The sequence below is a fragment of the Bradyrhizobium sp. 1200_D9_N1_1 genome, assembly GCF_052075915.1.
Classification (GTDB): Bacteria; Pseudomonadota; Alphaproteobacteria; order Rhizobiales; family Xanthobacteraceae; genus Bradyrhizobium; species Bradyrhizobium diazoefficiens.
In genome coordinates this window covers 6,866,639-6,882,506 of sequence record NZ_CP197226.1, presented here as the reverse complement: position 1 = coordinate 6,882,506, position 15,868 = coordinate 6,866,639, and the positions used below count along the sequence as shown (strand labels likewise).

Sequence of the window (15,868 nt, the reverse complement as noted above, 5' to 3'; positions counted from 1 at the left end):
CACGCTCCCTGCCTGATGGGCTGACTACGCTATTGGTCTCCGGCCGAACTCCGCGACGGACGGCACCATCGCCTCGTCCGGCGCGATAGGCCCCAGGCTCTCGACGATCTCGAAACGGCCGCTCTTTGCCCGCGCGATATACATGTTCATGCGGACGTGGTGCTGGCCGGGAACCATTTCCGCTGGACCACCCGGCCCCTCGGCGATCCCCGCGTGATCAAGCGCAGCGATGACGTCCTTCTGGCGCAGCGAGCCGGCCTCGTTCACGGCCGCCGCCCAGAGCTTGATCCCGCGATAGAGGCCGGAGCAGGCGCTGCCGCCCGTGAACTGCTCCTTGCCGGGATAGCGCTTGTCGTACGCGCCGAGCAGCGTCTTGCTGAAGGGATCGCTGACGTTCTGGTAGAAGTCGAGGCAGCCGTAGAGGCCTTCCACATGCGGCGCGGGCAGCAGGCCGAGCAGGTTCTCGTCGAAATAGGTGCAGATCAACTGCCCGCCGCGGTCCTGAAAACCGGCGTTGTGGAGTTGAGCGAAGAAGGGCACCACCCCGGGTGGAACGATGGTGTTGAACACCACTTCCGCGCCGCTGGACATGATCCTCGCAACTGTTTCGTCGTACTCCATGTGATCGAGGGGATGGTATTTCTCGCCGACGATGCTGCCGCCATTGGCGGTGACGAGCCGGCGGACCCTCTCGTTCATCACGTGCGGCCAGATGTAGTCTGCGGACGGCAGGTAGAATGTCCTGGCACCGGTCTTGTGCATCAGCCAGGGAATGAGCGGGTCGAGCTGCTGCGCCGGCACCGGGCCGGTGCAGAAGATCAGCGGGTCGCATTCCTGCCCTTCGTATTGCTCGGGGTAGATGTAGAGCGTCCTGCCCTTCACGACGGCGGGGCCCTTGATGGCCTGCCGCGTGGAGCTGTAGATGCCGCCGAAGATCACATCCACCTTGTCCTGCAACACAAGCTTGGCCGCCTTGGCCTCCGCGACCGCGTCGGTCGTTGCACCGTCCTCGAGGTAGAGTTCGATCTTCCGCCCCAGCAGGCCGCCATTGGCGTTGATCTCGTCAACCACCATCCTTGCCACGTTGGCGTTTGCGCGGCCCATGAACGAAAGTGCTCCGGTCTCCTCCGCGATCATGCCGACTTTGATCGACGCTTGTGTCATGGCAGACACTCCCCTGAGCTCTGTGCCCGCAAGTCGAGGCCGCTGCGCACACCAGGAAATTCAGCGACCGACTAGTGCTACGGCCTCCTGCTCCTCGGCAGGTGCGCCTTCATTGGTCCGCACAAATACAAAGCGGGATACCACGGAGATCTGTGCGTCGGCGCTGCCATCCTGGCCGATGAGAATGAGTCCCGCTCCGCCATTGGCTACATTCAAGATGACGGGGGCGCCCTTCCACGTCCTGATCGGCTCCATTCCGATGATGAGAAATTCGCCGATCGGCTGGTCAAAATATTGCAGCCTCAGCTGTGGCCCGACTTCTGCGGCCGCGAGTCCGAAACCCAGCTGCTTGGCGCGGGCATAAATGTCCGCCAGCGACGCGGTATCGGTCTTAAAGCCGAGTTCGGCTGCCGAGACCGCAAAAAGCTTTACGCTTGTTTTCGTGTCGCGAAGAGTAAAGGTCGGTCGTGCGAGAATTTCGCCGGCCGAGTTTCCGATACCGCAACCTACCGCATCCATTGCGTTACTGAGGGCAAAGAAATTTGCAAACGTCCCGATTGTGATCGTCTTCCACACGGGAACATCGACGGCGGATTCAATCGGGATTTGCGGCCTGTCAGCTGACGGAGCTTTCTTGAGCCTTAGTTGGTTCTGCAGGACATCTCGCGCCGTGCATTGAGCTCTGGCTTCGCTCGCAAACAGGAGAGTGCATGCGGTACAGAGCATCGCAACAATGAGAATGCCGCAGCGGCGCCATCCTGGCGAATGACACTGTATGGCACGGCAACTGACGTTCTTGCCAGCTGTTCGGTCCATAACGGACCCCTCTTGCGCTAATGCAGCGCCAAAAAATCAAACTGTCACTTCACAATGGTCGGGCCGGTTCACAGCAGAAAAGCCGTCGTTCTTGCAGCCTATAGAGTTTGGTCCCGGAAATCCCGCAAAGGTTCAGCGACGATGACGCGGGATGACGAACTCAATATAGGTCAGCGTGGGTGCACTTCTTGCGGAGGGGCTTGAGCGCACCAGGGTAGCGATAACGGAGCGGAAGGTGCGTACCGCGACGGCAGCGGAGATCGAGCTGCAGCTCGTGTTGGTCAGCGAGCTGGGAGTACCACCAATGATGAGGTGGACAGCCATCAGCTTTCAGGCAGAATGTCATCACCCCGATGCCGCAGCCTCGCCGCAGTATGTGCCAGATCGGATGTGGTAATCGGTGGCATCAACGATCAGCAGGCTCGGCGGATGTACCCACGCCTGATGATCTTGAATGGCCCCGACGTGTCATCCGTCGGGGCCATTGTTGTCGGGGCCATTGTTGTGATCGGCGTGCAAGACTGGCGACCTTTGCCGAGCCGGCGTGGTCCAGCCTGGGACCCGTTTCGTTGCGGCGAAAGGAAAGACCGCCGGAAGGCGGTCTTGCAGTCCAATGTGCCGGGCCAAAATAGTTTCGGGATCAAACTTTGTCCGGCCCGGTCTAATTGCAAGTTAACCATCATCCAGGGAAGGCCGCTCACAATTAAGATTTCAGTCCTGAAATGGAATGCACCGGCGACGTAGGCCTCTGGGGGGCCGCCGGACGCGCTGTCATTCTGCCCAGCGCCCCTTGCTGCCGCCAATGCCCGCGTCGTTCGGCTCGACTATTTCGCGAAAAGTCAGACGATTGCGCTGTCATCGATTGACCGTCAAACACCGGACTATCACTCGTCAATTCAATCTGCAAAGCTGTGACAACACAAATGCGCCTGTAAACAAACAAGCGCGCGAAGGAGGTTCGCAGTGGAGAAGGTGCAACGCTTGCGTGCGATGGGTTCGCTGTGCCGTCAACAGGCCGCATACAACAGCATGAACAAATGGAAGCTGCTCGCAGAAGCAGAATACTGGGATCACCTGGCCGATCTCGAGTTGTCTTCCTACTTCCAGCAATGCAACGCCGCTGGCTCGGACGAGATGGAGCGGTCTCAAGCGATCACAAAAACGGATGAGGCTGGGCAGAAGACGATTCCCGCCGCGTGAGGTCGGAACGCGGCTGTCGGCTGCATCCCGTGCCGTCTCGCAGGGAGCCGCGGCCCGGACTCGCGTGTTCTCGTCGAGCTTCGAAGCTGGGTGATTACGTTACCCCACATCGTTCGGCCGCTGCGCGATTGCAGCGAGAGAATACGACGCCGCCCTCATGGGCCTGCGACCTGTTGCAGCGTGTTGAAGTGCGCCTTCTGCTCGCTGCTCAGCGTGGCATAGAACTCGCCCAGGGTGGGCTCGACCACTTTGCGGCCCTCAGCATGGCCCCTCTGAATTGACTTCCGCTTTCAGCGGCAGAACGGACATTGGTCGGACTTGCCGCTGGATCGACCCGGTCGCGGGTGCCCCCAAAACGGACATGCCGCTGGCAACATTGGAGCGAATGAGCGGGGATGTGACATTTTTCCACTTGCCGAGAGACGCAACAGCCTAGACTGGCTTCCAGCTGGGCCAATCGCGGCCAATGTGTGCGTTGCCAACGAGCCTGGCCGGATCTGGAAGTGACCCCCAATGAAGCATTGGATCGATTGGCTGCCGGCAATCGAAACCCTCCGCCGATATGAGGCGGCGTGGCTTCCGCGCGATATCTTCGCCGGACTCGTCCTGGCGACGATGCTGGTCCCGGTTGGAATTGCCTACGCGACAGCATCGGGCTTGCCTGGCATCGCCGGTCTGTACGCAACGATCGTGCCGCTGTTGGTCTACGCGTTGTTTGGCCCCAGCCGCATCCTCGTGCTGGGACCTGACTCGGCGCTGGCAGCCGTCATCCTCGGCGTTGTCGTCCCACTGTCTGGCGGCGATCCTCTTCGCGCCGCGACGCTCGCTGCGATGATGGCGATCGTTTCGGGGACGGTATGCATTCTGGCCGGCATCGCGCGCTTGGGTTTTGTCACCGAGCTGCTCTCCAAGCCGATACGATACGGCTATATGAACGGAATTGCATTGACCGTTTTGATCAGCCAACTGCCAAAGCTCTTCGGCTTCTCGATCGAGAGCGAAGGACCTTTACGAAGCCTATGGGCGATCGCCGATGCAATCCTTGAAGGCAAGACAAACTGGATCGCATTCGGGATCGGGCTCGGCACGCTGACGGTCATCCTGCTGCTCCGGAACAGCAAGCGGCTGCCAGGCATTCTGATTGCGGTAGTCGGGGCGACCGCTATCGTCGGCGTGCTTGATCTTGGGACCCGTTACGGCGTGGCGGTTTTGGGTCCTCTTCCGCAGGGCCTGCCGGGTTTCGCGATCCCCTGGATCACCTACGGCGATATCGTGCCGGTACTGGTCGGCGGCTGCGCAATCGCGCTGGTATCATTCGCTGACACCAGCGTGCTTTCGCGCGCCTACGCCGCACGATTGGGCACTCATGTCGATCCCAACCAGGAGATGGTGGGGCTTGGCGCGGCCAATCTGGCAACCGGCTTTTTTCAGGGCTTCCCGATCAGCAGCAGCGCTTCGCGCACTCCCGTTGCAGAGGCGGCCGGCGCCCGTACCCAGCTAACCTCAGTCGTCGGCGCGCTTGCCATCGCCATCCTTCTGCTGGTGGCGCCAAACCTCCTTCAGCATTTGCCCACCGCTGCATTGGCGGCCGTCGTAATCGCCGCGGCGATCGGCTTGTTTGAGGTCACCGACCTCAAGCGAATCTATCGGATTCAGCAGTGGGAGTTTTGGCTATCGATGGTCTGCTTTGTCGGCGTGGCGGTGCTCGGAGTGATCCCAGGAATTGGTCTGGCAATAGCAATCGCCATCGCCGAGTTCTTGTGGGACGGTTGGCGCCCACACTCCGCCGTGTTGGGTCGCGCCCATGGCGTCAAAGGCTATCACGACATCACAAGATATCCGGATGCACGCCAAATCCCCGGGCTGGTCCTGTTTCGGTGGGATGCGCCGCTGTTCTTCGCCAACGCCGAATTCTTCAAAGAGCGCGTACTGGACGCCGTGGCGAAATCGCCGACGCCCGTACGCTGGCTGGTCGTTGCGGCGGAGCCTGTCACCAGCGTGGACGTCTCCGCCGGCGATACAATCGCCGAATTGGACGAGGCGTTGCACGCGCAGGGTATCGAGTTCTGCTTTGCCGAGCTGAAAGATCCAGTCAAAGACAAGCTGAAGAGATTTGGACTGTTCTCGCAGCTTGGCGAGCAATATTTCTTCCCAACCATTGGCGCAGCCGTTTCCAGTTACCTGGAAATCAATGGTGTAGAGTGGGAGGACTGGGAGGACCAAGCCAAACGTTAGGAAGTGGCATGCCGGGCTTGAATACACACGCCGATTGACCCCCGATTCCGGCCCTAATGCGAATATGCTTTTTGCAAAGCGCGCAATCAGTAAAGGTGCGCACCTGCATCGAGCGGCACAGGACGTGTAGCTCCCGCGACGCTGCCCTCACGGGCCTGCGATCTGTTGCAGCGTGTTGAAGCGCGCCTTCTGCTCGCTGCTCAGCGTGGCGTAGAACTCGTCGAGGGCAGGTTCGACCAGCTTGGCGGCCGCCAGCATGGCCTCAAGCCGGCGCTGCATCGCCTCCAGCCGTCCGACCGGCGTCAGCGGCACATCGTTCGGGCAGGCCGCCTGCAGGCCCTCAACGCCCTTCGCCGTCGCCTCGCTGAGGCGGTCGAGCGCCTCCTTCTGCTTGCCCGCGGGGTGGAGCACAGCCTCGATCCTCTGGATCGGCAGCTGGGTCAGGCCGGACTTCGGATCGCCGCATCCCTCTCCACTGGCTTGCTGCTGCGGCGGCGAGCGGTCGCCGACATTGGGGCCGAGCGCGTTGAAGCGGGCCTGCTGCTCGTCACTGAGCGAGTTGTAAAAATTCTCCAGTGCCGGGCGCACGATCTTGACCGCTTCCAGCGTCGCGCTGACGCGGTTCATCATTGCGCGCAAGCGGCCGGGCGGAGTTAGTGCGTAAGTGTCCGCGCAGGAGTCCTTGAACACACCGGCAGCGTTGGCAGCCGCGGTCTTCAATTGGTCGAGCAGCGCGCGTTGCTCCGGCGTCGGCCGCACCGCCCGCGCGATATCGGCAAGCGGCCAGGCGGTGACGCCCTTGTCCGGTGTGCCGCACAATTGCTGCAGCGTTTGCGGGCTCACGCTGGCGCGCTGGCGCGCGCGGGAGCCGCCGCCGGCTTGCGGATAGTCGTACGGGTTGATGCTGGCATAGGCGGCGTAGGGGCTGTCACCACCCCAGAACACGGTGTCGACGAAGTCGTCATAGGCGTACGCCCAATAGCCCGGCTCGTAGGCATAGGACCAGAACGTGTAGTCAAAAATGTCGGAATAGGCGTAAGGCCAGAACACGGGCCCAAGCCACGCCACGAACACCGCGGGATGGCGGTGTCGCCAGGCCTGCCGGGGCGCCCAGCCGCTCTGGCGGGCGACGAGGGCCGCCTGGGTTTGCGCAGAGGCCTGCTCGCGGAAGCGCTCGGCAAACCGCCCGCGCTCGGCGGCTCGCGCGGCGGCCGCCGCTGCGGTTGCCGTAGCGGCTGCAGTGGGAGCCTGCAGTCCCAGCCGCTGCTGGCGCGCCAGATCCGTCTGCTGCGTGCGCTGCTCGCGCTGCAGCAGGCGGTTCTGCGTCTGGAGCATCCGTTGCTGCTCGCGTTGCGCCCGCGCGCCCTCTGGCTTTTGCGACTGCAATTGCTGCACGCGCTGCTGCAGGCGATCGATGCGGGTCTGGCGCTCGGCGGTCTGGCGCGACAGCACCTCGCGCTGCCGCTGCTGCACCATCTGCTGGCGCTGCTGGATCTGTTGCTGATGCTGTTGCGCGCGCTGGTCGATCTGCTCCCGTCGCGACAGCCGCTCGCTCACGGCCGGCGCTGCGCCTGGGCCGGACGGGGCGGCAATATGCGGCGTCGGCCGCGGTGCCATGGCCGGACGTTGCGGCGCTGCCGGCGCGCGATGGAATTCAGGCCGCGGCGCTGCCACGTGCGGGGCGACCCGCTGCGGCGGTGCAGCGAAGTGGGGCGTCGGGCGCGGCGGTGGTGAGGCGATGTGCGGCGCGGGATGTGGCGCCATGGCCGGGCGCTGCGGCATGGCCGGGGGATGGAATGCCGGCGCGGCGGGACGCGCCATGGCTGGGGGCGCCGCCGGACGTGCCATGGCAGGTGGTGGTGCCGGCCGGGCCGCCGGCGCTGCGGCCGGACCCGGTGGTCCACCTCTTCCGTGTCCCTGGCCGAGTCCCTGGGCGGACGCGCCGACGCTCGTCGCCAGCACCGAGACACCAACCAGAAAGGCCCTCAGGCAAACGCCACGCGGACGCATGATCGTCGCTCCCAGCTCGTAATCGCCCACGACTTTCAACGCACGGGTAGCGGAATCGTTCGTTGTCGGCCGCGGCCGGCATTGCGATCTTCCGACGCAGGCAGCTTCCGGCACGCTAAGACGCGCGGTTGAGAAAGATCGGCAGCCCCTGCTTGTTGGCGTAGATGGGGCGGTAGCGCTCCGTGTTGTAGCTGCTCGCAACGTCCAATTTGCGCGGACCGAGCTTGGCGTCAGGGATGGGCACGAGGTCGTAGCGGCCCTCGACCAGCGCCGACATGAGGCCGGTCTTGCTTTCCAGCATGGCATCGTAGGCCATGTTACCGAAAGTCAGGGCCACAAGCTTGTCGATGAAGTCCGGATCGCCCGATCGCAGATCGTAGGTGAGATCGGAGGTGATCGTCTCCTCGCCGGTGCGCTGCTTGATCTCGTCGGCAAGCGATTCCGCCACGTTGGCCTTCTTGCGGTGACCGTAGGCGTCAGGCTCGCCGTATTCCCGCAGCTTGTAGCCTTCCCACTGAGCTCCCTCGCTGAGCACGATCAGCGCGTAGTTGCTTGGATTGGCGCGCTTGTCCTCGATGAGCAACTGGATCAGCTTGTCGAGGTCGACCTTATGCTCCGGTATGAGGCATCGTATCGAGGTCGCATACGCGGTGTAGAGTGCCGTAAATCCGGCATCGCGACCAAAGACGCGGAAAATGCCAATTCGCTCATGCGAGCCGACGGTGGTGCGCTGCCGCTGGATGGCATCGCTGGCGCGGGTGATCGCGGTCGAGAAGCCGATGCAGTACTCGGTGTTGCGGACGTCATTATCCATCGTCTTCGGGATGGCGATGATCTTGACGCCGAGTTCGTTGAGCTTGGCCGCATAACTGAGCGTGTCGTCGCCACCGATGGCGATCAGGTGTTCGATGCCAAGTCCCGAAAGGTTAGCGAGCACCCGGCTGGTGAGGTCCCATGTCTTTGTCGCGATGCCGCCGTTGGTGCTCAGCGAGACCGGAACCTCATTGCCGACGAGATGACCGGGCAGCTTTTGTATTTTGGAGGGATTGACGCGGCTCGTGCAGCACGGTGCCGCCGCGCCGGTCGATGGTTCGCGTGTTTTCACGGTTCAGCGGGATGACGTAGTGGGACCTGCTGTTTGGGTCGTCGAGGTTCAGGTGCGTGAGGGCCTCCCAACCACGGCGCAGACCGACAACCTCGATGTCGTCCTCACTGCCGCGATAAGTCACGCTCTTGATGACTGCATTGAGGCCGGCGACGTCGCCACCGCCCGTGAGAATGCCGATGCGTTTTCTTGCCATATCCACCTCCCGGATCGGCATGTCGTCATAGCGCCTGCATCTGTCGATTGAACGGTGAACATCGCTCCAGCTGTGATTGGAGGCGGCCGCTACTCGGCCGCTTCCGGCTTGCGGTCGTCGCGCAGTCGAAAACGCTTCAGCAGTCCGGACACGGTGTCGCGGAAGCCGCCATATTCCAGTTCGGAATAGGGTAGCATGGCGGCGCCGGACCAGCCTTGGCTGCGCATCTCGATGGCCTTGCGCTGGGCACGCCGGCGGACCTCATCCCATGCCGGGTTGTCGAAGAAATCGGTGTAGGATTCGGCAAAGCGGCCTTCCCTGTCGATCGAAAAGCCGACGCAAGAAACGATCGGCAGGCAGTACATGCCGGTAACGGGCGTGTTGAGTGGCACCGGCATGAGCGGCATCACATGCGAGCCGCGTGCATCGCCGCCCACGAAGTGCGCTTTGGCGAACGGCGAGATTATTTCCTCCGGAGCTGGGAAGATCCCCTGGTTCCTGACGATCGCGACTGGATCATCCTTGCCGGTGTACTTGCCTGCGATTGCGTGGAGGCGCTGTGCCGAAACGGCCACGACGACCTCGCCATGGGTTCGAGAAATGATGCGATCGATGCCGAAGCGCTCGTTGTCGCGAAGCAGGGCGGCAATGTGGTAGCTGTCGTCGGGTGCGTCGAGCTCGAGGAGGCTGTCGCCGGCTGTGTTGTCCATGTCGATGACATGGAAACGGAATCCCTTGATCATCGGAGGCAGCATCAGCCCCGCGCAGTACATGGGGTCGGCAAAGGCGAGATAGAGCGGCAGGTTGTAGGCGCCGGGGCCGCATTTGTCGGCCGCGAACACCATAAAGGACTCCGCGGGTCGCGCGCCGGAGAGGCTGTGGTCGAAGCTGAGCTCGGCGACGCCTGGGCCGGCGCCGCGAATGTTCCCGGAAGGCGCGTCGGCGAGAAGATCCTGGCCAGCGCCATAGAGCCCGGAGGTTTTCGCGACCGAGGTGGCCGCGAGGAACGTCTTCCAGGCGAGTTGATGGACCTCGGAGCTTCCTTCGCCCCGTGTGTGCGTCATGATGATCGCAATGTCGTCGCCGGTGTGGCAGATGAAACCGTCGATCAGCAGACCATTGCAGATCGCCTTGGCAACCTCGCCCTCGACAGTCGCCATCATGCGTGAAGACGGTTTCGTATGCCCGCCAACGGAGCCAACGTCAGCTTTGATGACTGAAAGAGTGAGTCTCATGAGCGTTTCTCCGATCAGCGCAGCTCAGCGCCTCCGGCTGCGCCGGGCACGGCGCTGCTCATTCGCGGACAAAAACGTCCGTCGCTCCGATAGGTTCCACGCACCCGTTCATCCGGTTGCCGGGATCATGCCGAGTTTTGCCTTAGGACCATGCGTCACTACTTGCTGCGCTGCACGAGTCCGGTTCTGGACCCGAAGCCAACGTTTCGGGCGTTTGCCACCTCGCCCAGCGCGTCAATGTAACCACGCGCAGACCCATCATCAAAAAGTGGAAGACCCGAGAACCTGAGGGTGAAGCCCAGCTTTTTCGACTATCGCCTTGCAGCGAGCTAACACCCCCAAAAGCGCGCTCTTGACCCTTGATCTAGATCAAACAGCGTTTGCGGCATTCTGCCCAATAGGCAGCATCCAGCGTGGTTTTCGATGTCTCCCGCAGAAGTCCGCCAGTCGGGGAAGATCGGAAGTGAGCGGCGCGCGGTCAAAGTGACGCGATTGACCCAAAGCCGTCCCAATCCTGGCGGTGCAATTTCCGCCGAAGTGGCACAGTCAGGCTCGCAAGCGTCGATAGGCGACTGCCAGACGTGGCATCTTGCGCCACGGTCCAACTGCAAGGAGCAAGCCATGATGAATCTAAAGGTTCTTGCCGCAGTCGTGATTGCGGCATCCGCCCTGTCCAGCTCTGCTGCACTGGCGCAGGCGGCCCTTTCCAATCCTGACGAATGCCAAGCTGAATTCGCGAGTTGCACGGGTCTTGGAACTGGGGGTACCCCCACCGGCGTCCATCGGCAATCAACTCGGCGCTCGGCGTATCGCCAGCCGGCGGCGGCGGCCGCTACCGTCGGCAGCTGGGGCAATTCCTACGCCATGTCCGGCGAGATGGGCTGGCACGGCAACTGGAATACGTATGCTGCCCGCAACGGCATCGTCTGCAAGCCCGGCACCTATTTCAAGGGTGCTGACGGTCTCCGGCATCTCTGCCAATAGGTCATCCGCTCTGATCAGGCGGCCCCAACGGGCCGCCTGTTTCATGCCGGAGAGTAGCTCTCGTTCTGAGTGGGCCAGCATGGAGGCAGGCAGGCGCTTGTCTGCCAGCTGATGACCGCTTCTGGCCCAGGCTGTGTGATAACCCTTTTGTCGACTGGCAGGTCGAGGGGCCCGGGATCGGTTTCGCGGCTAGAGTTGGCTCCGATACAAACTCCCCTACGCCTGCATCGCTTCCAGCAGCGTTCGGCAACCCAAGATCGCTATTACGCGTTTCATATTGTAGGCGAGCACATTGAGCGCCATCTCGGTCGCAACCTTGTGCCGTCTTCGCATCAGGAAGTGCGTCGCACCCATCCCGTCGTGCCGCGCGCCACGCATTGGCGCAGTCCTGAGCATCGAGAGTTCTACTTGACGGGCCTGCGCTTAGCCGCCGACGATGCGAAGTGACCGGCCCGCGCGCCAGATTTTTGAGCAGATCCCGGACTCGTCAGGGAAGGACTCGGAGCGGACAAATGGCTGGTTACGGTCCGCTCACTTATTTCTCAACGTGACGCCAGACACCGTCCCAGTCCGCGGCCGGAGGCGCGTGACCCAAATGCGCGATTCGTTCCAGAAAGACGCGCGTCGGACCGTCGTCGGGGATCTTGCACAGGCAGCTTTCGAACGCCGTCTGCGCAGTAGACCAGTTCCGGCTGCGATATGCGGCAAGTCCTTGCGCGAACAACACCCGCAATTCGTCCCGCGTGGATTCGAGCTCGCCGGCGCGACCCATCAACTCATAAATTCGCACCGGCTCGGTTTTTCCGGCGACCGTGATGGTGTCGATTTCGCGCGCTTCAATCGCGCCTTGTGCGAGCCGGAAAGTCTCCTCGCTGATGATGATGAGGGTTCCGTAGATCTTGTTCATGCCCTCGAGGCGCGAGGCAAGGTTTACGCTGTCGCCGATAACGGTGTAAGAACGAGCGGAATCCGAGCCGATGGTGCCAATCACGGCTTCGCCGGTGGCAATACCCATCCGGATCACCAGCTCCGGTGCGTTGCGCCGCATTCCAGTGATCTCCGGTACTTGCTCTCGCAGAGCGGCAATCGCGTCCTGCTGCTCCAGCGCCGCTCGGCAAGCATCGCTTGCATGTTCGTCTCCGTTTGAAAACGGCGGCACCCAGAACGCCATGACGGCGTCCCCGATGTATTTGTCGATGATCCCACGATGGCCGTGAATGACATTGGCCACCGCGCCGAAATAGTTGTTCAAGAGGTGAACGACGGCGCTGGCGGTTAGCTGCTCGCTGATGCCCGTAAACTGCTTGATGTCGGAAAAGAAGATGGTGAGGCTGCGCCGTTCGGCCTGATCCGCGCCACTGGCGATCAGCCGGCTGACGAGCCTGGGATCGACGAATTTTCCGAAGGTGTCCTTGACGCGGTCTCGCGCGCGCAACTCGTCGACCATCCGGTTGAACGAGAGTGCCAGCTCGCCGACCTCGTCGCGGGTGGCTATCAAAACCGGCTCGGCGTTCGTGCCCAGTTCAAGCGCCTTCGTGGTTGCGACAAGCTGACGCAGACCGGAGACCACGCGTGTCGATCCGATGGCGCTAACGCCCAGACCGATGCCGCATGCCGCAACGAAAAGGGCAAGGCTCAAATAGGTGTTCAACCGCTGCCTCGCGAGAACCCTGCGGGTCGACCGGTCGGTCAGATCGGCAAGCTCACGTCGAATCTGCGAGAGATCGGGGCCGAACGCCAGGGCGAATTTGGCAAATCCGCGCGAAATGGTCCGGGCCTCGTCGCGACGTCCCTCCGAGATAGCCGCAAGCGTGGCGTCCCTCACGGCGAGGAAGTCTTCCAGACTACGGCCCATGTACTTGAGGACGCCGGCCATGCGAGCCAGGTCGACGCGATCCTCAGTGTCGTAGCCGGGGTCGCCGGTTGCTTTGTGGAGCAAGGCTTCACCTGTCTTGACGGTATCGCGCAGCTCGTCGGCCGTTGCCCGCACTGCGGCCATCGCCGTCCGCTCCGTTCCAGCATCGGCTCGATCGGATATCAGGACACGCAAGACTTCGAGCTCGTATCTATCGGTAAGGACATCGAATTCAGAAACCATGCGCGATAACGGCAGCTCATATTCGGTGATGTTCCCGAGCTGATCGCTGTCGAGCTTTTGCGCGAAGCCGAGAACGCCGACGACTGCGCCGAAAATTGCCAGCAGAATGCCTGCAAGCAGAAAGATTTTCTTACGAATCGTCATGGTTAGCCATCGCCGCCACGGGTGAGCAAAAAGCGAAGACCGGGCGGACATGCAGTCCGCAACTCATCTAATCCTAAAGCAACGCCCTCTGACTACTCAAGGCCCCCCTTGAGCTTGCAATATGCTAATTTGAGCCGGCATGATCCCCGGTTTTTCAGCCCGGACGTTGCACCGTGACCGATGGTCGTCACCCGGCATGGACCGAGGAAAGCCGCTTCCGCGGTGCCCCCGACGATGTGGTTATCATCCCACTTGTTGTTATCACGCTCGCCACAAACAAGATCCTGCGTTTCGTTCTTTCGATCTTGATGCGGATGCTCGACTACGCCTTCCCTTTAGCAATGCAGATTGTCTGGCTTCCGCTCTTCGCGGCCAAGGTTCTTGGCGATGTCATCGTTACCGTCATAAACGGCGCGTTGCGCTTCCTTCTCCTATCCGAGGCGAAACGTCGACAGTGGAGTAGATCGATTCGCCGGAACTGGTTGTGGTTCCGGCGGAAGATTAGCTATCGGGCGTTCGAACAAGCTGTACATGATGCGTTTGAAGGCGGCATGGCATGGGTGTTCAGAGAATGCCGGCATCTCACGCCGAACACCGCATTGCTCGTGATCCTGTGCGCGGTACTTTGGCTGCCGATCTCTTTCGGGGCTGCAACGGCGATGCACGCGGTATTGTTTTCCAAGGTCACCTCCTGGCCAGCTTGGATGCAACTTTTGCATCCGCTCGCAACCGTCATAGCTAAGAGCAAGCTTTTGGTGCTACCGGTCTACCCGGCAGCCTGGCCGCAGGCCAAGAAACATCCATTCGTTCAGCTCGTATTCAAGGGCTACGAAACCATCAAGTGCGTGTATGTGATCAGAAAGGTCGGCTTTCGCTATCGGCAGGCAGAGATCGCCGGAATCGCGGCGGTTGAGAGGCTCGAGCGCACCGCCGGCCTCACATCGGCGGTGAGGTGGCTGCGCGAGACGCATGTCGCCGAACATTTCGGCGTCGAAAAGCCCACTCAGGAATTGCGTTCGTTCTTCGCGCGATGGTCAATTAAGTTTTCAGCTGAATACTACGAAGCGAAGGAACGGCAAGCGGGTGTCCCATCATCAAACAGCAGCAAGCCGCGAACGCTGAGGTGATCATCAGTCTTAAAACCGCCAACGGCCTCACCGTGCCGCCGTCGCTGCCTGGCTGCGCAACGAGGCGCAATTTGCTGCGATGCATGAGACCGGAAGTGGCCCATCGCGTCGTCTGGCCGCGGTGCGGAATTTGATCGCTACCAGGGTACAACGGACATTGGGCAAGCCTGCACCAATCAAGCTTGATTTCTGAGGACGCGCCCTGGCAATCGCCCACAACTTTCAGCGCACAGGTGGCGTAATGGCTCGTTGTTGGCCGCGGCCGGCATTGCGATCTTCCGACGTAGGCAGCTTCAGGAGAAATCCTGCGTCAGCGTCGTGGCGAACTGCTCCAGCGCCCAGTCGACCTCGTCGCTGGTGATCACCAGCGGCGGGGCGATGCGGATCGTGTGCCCGTGGGTGTCCTTGGCGAGGATGCCCTTGCCCTGGAGCGCCTCGCAGTAGCGGCGCGCGCGGCCGGCCTCGGGATGCAGCTCGACCGCCAGCATCAGGCCGCGCCCGCGTACCTCGCGGACCGTGTTGGCGCGGATGTCCTTCAAGCCTTCCAGAAGGCGCGCGCCCTGCCTGGCGGCGTTCTCGATCATGCCTTCCTCGACCAGCACGCGCATCGCCGCGCGGGCCACCGCGCAGGCCAGCGGGTTGCCGCCGAAGGTCGAGCCATGCTGCCCGGGTCGCAATGTCCCGAGCACTTCGTTGTTCGAGAGCACGGCCGACACGGGATAGAAGCCGCCGGACAAGGCCTTGCCGAGCAGGGTCACGTCCGCCTCGATTCCCTCGTGCTGTTCGGCGAGCAGCTTGCCGGTGCGGCCGAGTCCGGTCTGGATCTCGTCGAGCACCAGCATGACGTTGTTGGCCGTGCAGAGCTCCCGCACCTTGGTGAAATAGCCGGCCGGTGGAATGATGACACCGGCTTCGCCCTGGATCGGCTCGACCAGAAAGGCGACCGTGTTGGGCGTGATCGCTTGTTCGAGTGCCGCGGCGTCGCCGAACGGGATGATCCTGAAGCCCGGCGCGAACGGTCCAAAGTGTCCGCGGGTTTCAGGGTCCGTTGAGAAGCCGACGATGCCCAGCGTGCGTCCGTGGAAGTTGTCGGCGCAGACGATGATCTCGGCCTGGTCGTCCGGCACGCCTTTCACCTCGTAGCCCCATTTGCGCACCGACTTGATCGCGCTTTCGACCGCCTCGGCGCCGCTGTTCATCGGCAGCACCTTGTGGGAGCCGGTCAGCGCAGCGATCTCCTCGTAGAACGGGGCGAGCTGGTCGTTGTGGAAGGCGCGCGAGGTCAGCGTCAGCCGGTGTGCCTGTTCCACCATCGCCGCCAGAATCTTGGGGTGGCAGTGGCCCTGGCTGACCGCGGAATAGGCCGAGAGGCAATCGAGATAACGGTTGCCGTCGGTATCCCAGACCCAGACACCTTCGCCGCGCGACAGGACGACCCCGATCGGCTCGTAATTATGGGCGCCAAGGCGCGTTTCCGTTGCGAGGTAATCAATGACGGACGAGCTCATCTTTCGTCACTCCATTGCTGCGTGCCGGCGTCAACCGACTGCACCG

General features: G+C 62.2%; 12 protein-coding genes. 4 read left to right on the top strand and 8 right to left on the bottom strand.

Annotated elements, in window-relative coordinates:
* Positions 1-24: 24 nt before the first annotated feature.
* Positions 25-1,164, bottom strand: coding sequence for a substrate-binding protein (locus AB5K84_RS32915; protein ID WP_063921428.1), 1,140 nt, complete (start codon positions 1,162-1,164; stop codon positions 25-27).
* A 60-nt stretch (positions 1,165-1,224) separates the two neighbouring features.
* The gene (locus AB5K84_RS32910) at positions 1,225-1,980 is read right to left on the bottom strand and encodes a hypothetical protein (protein ID WP_011085629.1); all 756 of its coding nucleotides are present in this window, start codon (positions 1,978-1,980) and stop codon (positions 1,225-1,227) included.
* A gap of 963 nt (positions 1,981-2,943) precedes the next feature.
* Between AB5K84_RS32910 and AB5K84_RS32905 the strand changes: the two genes are divergently transcribed.
* Positions 2,944-3,180: a hypothetical protein gene (locus tag AB5K84_RS32905; RefSeq protein WP_011085631.1), complete on the top strand. Its 237-nt coding sequence runs from the start codon at positions 2,944-2,946 to the stop codon at positions 3,178-3,180.
* Between the two features lie 513 nt (positions 3,181-3,693).
* Positions 3,694-5,415, top strand: a complete 1,722-nt coding sequence (locus tag AB5K84_RS32900) for a SulP family inorganic anion transporter (RefSeq protein ID WP_011085632.1) — start codon at positions 3,694-3,696, stop codon at positions 5,413-5,415.
* 147 nt (positions 5,416-5,562) lie between these two features.
* Here the strand turns inward: AB5K84_RS32900 and AB5K84_RS32895 are convergent, their stop codons facing one another.
* The 4 genes from AB5K84_RS32895 to AB5K84_RS32880 all read right to left on the bottom strand — a co-directional run bounded on the left by AB5K84_RS32895 (position 5,563) and on the right by AB5K84_RS32880 (position 9,961).
* Positions 5,563-7,236 (bottom strand): Spy/CpxP family protein refolding chaperone, encoded by a 1,674-nt coding sequence (locus tag AB5K84_RS32895; protein ID WP_261340605.1) that lies wholly within the window; start codon positions 7,234-7,236, stop codon positions 5,563-5,565.
* Positions 7,237-7,540: 304 nt separating this feature from the next.
* Positions 7,541-8,362 (bottom strand): 6-phosphofructokinase, encoded by an 822-nt coding sequence (locus AB5K84_RS32890; RefSeq protein WP_441232714.1) that lies wholly within the window; start codon positions 8,360-8,362, stop codon positions 7,541-7,543.
* A gap of 64 nt (positions 8,363-8,426) precedes the next feature.
* On the bottom strand, positions 8,427-8,726 hold the full coding sequence (locus tag AB5K84_RS32885; RefSeq protein WP_441232713.1) for a 6-phosphofructokinase: 300 nt from the start codon (positions 8,724-8,726) through the stop codon (positions 8,427-8,429).
* An 89-nt stretch (positions 8,727-8,815) separates the two neighbouring features.
* On the bottom strand, positions 8,816-9,961 hold the full coding sequence (locus AB5K84_RS32880; protein WP_011085635.1) for a fructose-1,6-bisphosphatase: 1,146 nt from the start codon (positions 9,959-9,961) through the stop codon (positions 8,816-8,818).
* Positions 9,962-10,582: 621 nt separating this feature from the next.
* Here AB5K84_RS32880 and AB5K84_RS32875 point away from each other — a divergent pair.
* Entirely contained in the window at positions 10,583-10,945 is a 363-nt protein-coding gene (locus AB5K84_RS32875; protein ID WP_038965801.1) for a hypothetical protein, read from the top strand.
* Between the two features lie 535 nt (positions 10,946-11,480).
* Here the strand turns inward: AB5K84_RS32875 and AB5K84_RS32870 are convergent.
* On the bottom strand, positions 11,481-13,187 hold the full coding sequence (locus AB5K84_RS32870) for an adenylate/guanylate cyclase domain-containing protein (protein WP_051000275.1): 1,707 nt from the start codon (positions 13,185-13,187) through the stop codon (positions 11,481-11,483).
* A gap of 173 nt (positions 13,188-13,360) precedes the next feature.
* Between AB5K84_RS32870 and AB5K84_RS32865 the strand changes: the two genes are divergently transcribed.
* A complete protein-coding gene (locus AB5K84_RS32865) occupies positions 13,361-14,314 on the top strand; it encodes a hypothetical protein (protein ID WP_011085638.1) in 954 nt (317 codons plus the stop codon).
* 293 nt (positions 14,315-14,607) lie between these two features.
* Here the strand turns inward: AB5K84_RS32865 and rocD are convergent, their stop codons facing one another.
* On the bottom strand, positions 14,608-15,822 hold the full coding sequence (rocD, locus tag AB5K84_RS32860; protein WP_028172441.1) for an ornithine--oxo-acid transaminase: 1,215 nt from the start codon (positions 15,820-15,822) through the stop codon (positions 14,608-14,610).
* Positions 15,823-15,868 lie beyond the last annotated feature (46 nt).

What these genes read in the sequence shown, in the direction of transcription:
- AB5K84_RS32915 (WP_063921428.1), bottom strand. Translation starts at nt 1,164, where the DNA reads ATGACACAAGCGTCGATCAAAGTCGGCATGATCGCGGAGGAGACCGGA.
- AB5K84_RS32910 (WP_011085629.1), bottom strand. Translation starts at nt 1,980, where the DNA reads ATGGACCGAACAGCTGGCAAGAACGTCAGTTGCCGTGCCATACAGTGT.
- AB5K84_RS32900 (WP_011085632.1), top strand. Translation starts at nt 3,694, where the DNA reads ATGAAGCATTGGATCGATTGGCTGCCGGCAATCGAAACCCTCCGCCGA.
- AB5K84_RS32895 (WP_261340605.1), bottom strand. Translation starts at nt 7,236, where the DNA reads ATGGCGCGTCCCGCCGCGCCGGCATTCCATCCCCCGGCCATGCCGCAG.
- AB5K84_RS32885 (WP_441232713.1), bottom strand. Translation starts at nt 8,726, where the DNA reads ATGGCAAGAAAACGCATCGGCATTCTCACGGGCGGTGGCGACGTCGCC.
- AB5K84_RS32880 (WP_011085635.1), bottom strand. Translation starts at nt 9,961, where the DNA reads ATGAGACTCACTCTTTCAGTCATCAAAGCTGACGTTGGCTCCGTTGGC.
- AB5K84_RS32875 (WP_038965801.1), top strand. Translation starts at nt 10,583, where the DNA reads ATGATGAATCTAAAGGTTCTTGCCGCAGTCGTGATTGCGGCATCCGCC.
- AB5K84_RS32870 (WP_051000275.1), bottom strand. Translation starts at nt 13,187, where the DNA reads ATGACGATTCGTAAGAAAATCTTTCTGCTTGCAGGCATTCTGCTGGCA.
- rocD (WP_028172441.1), bottom strand. Translation starts at nt 15,822, where the DNA reads ATGAGCTCGTCCGTCATTGATTACCTCGCAACGGAAACGCGCCTTGGC.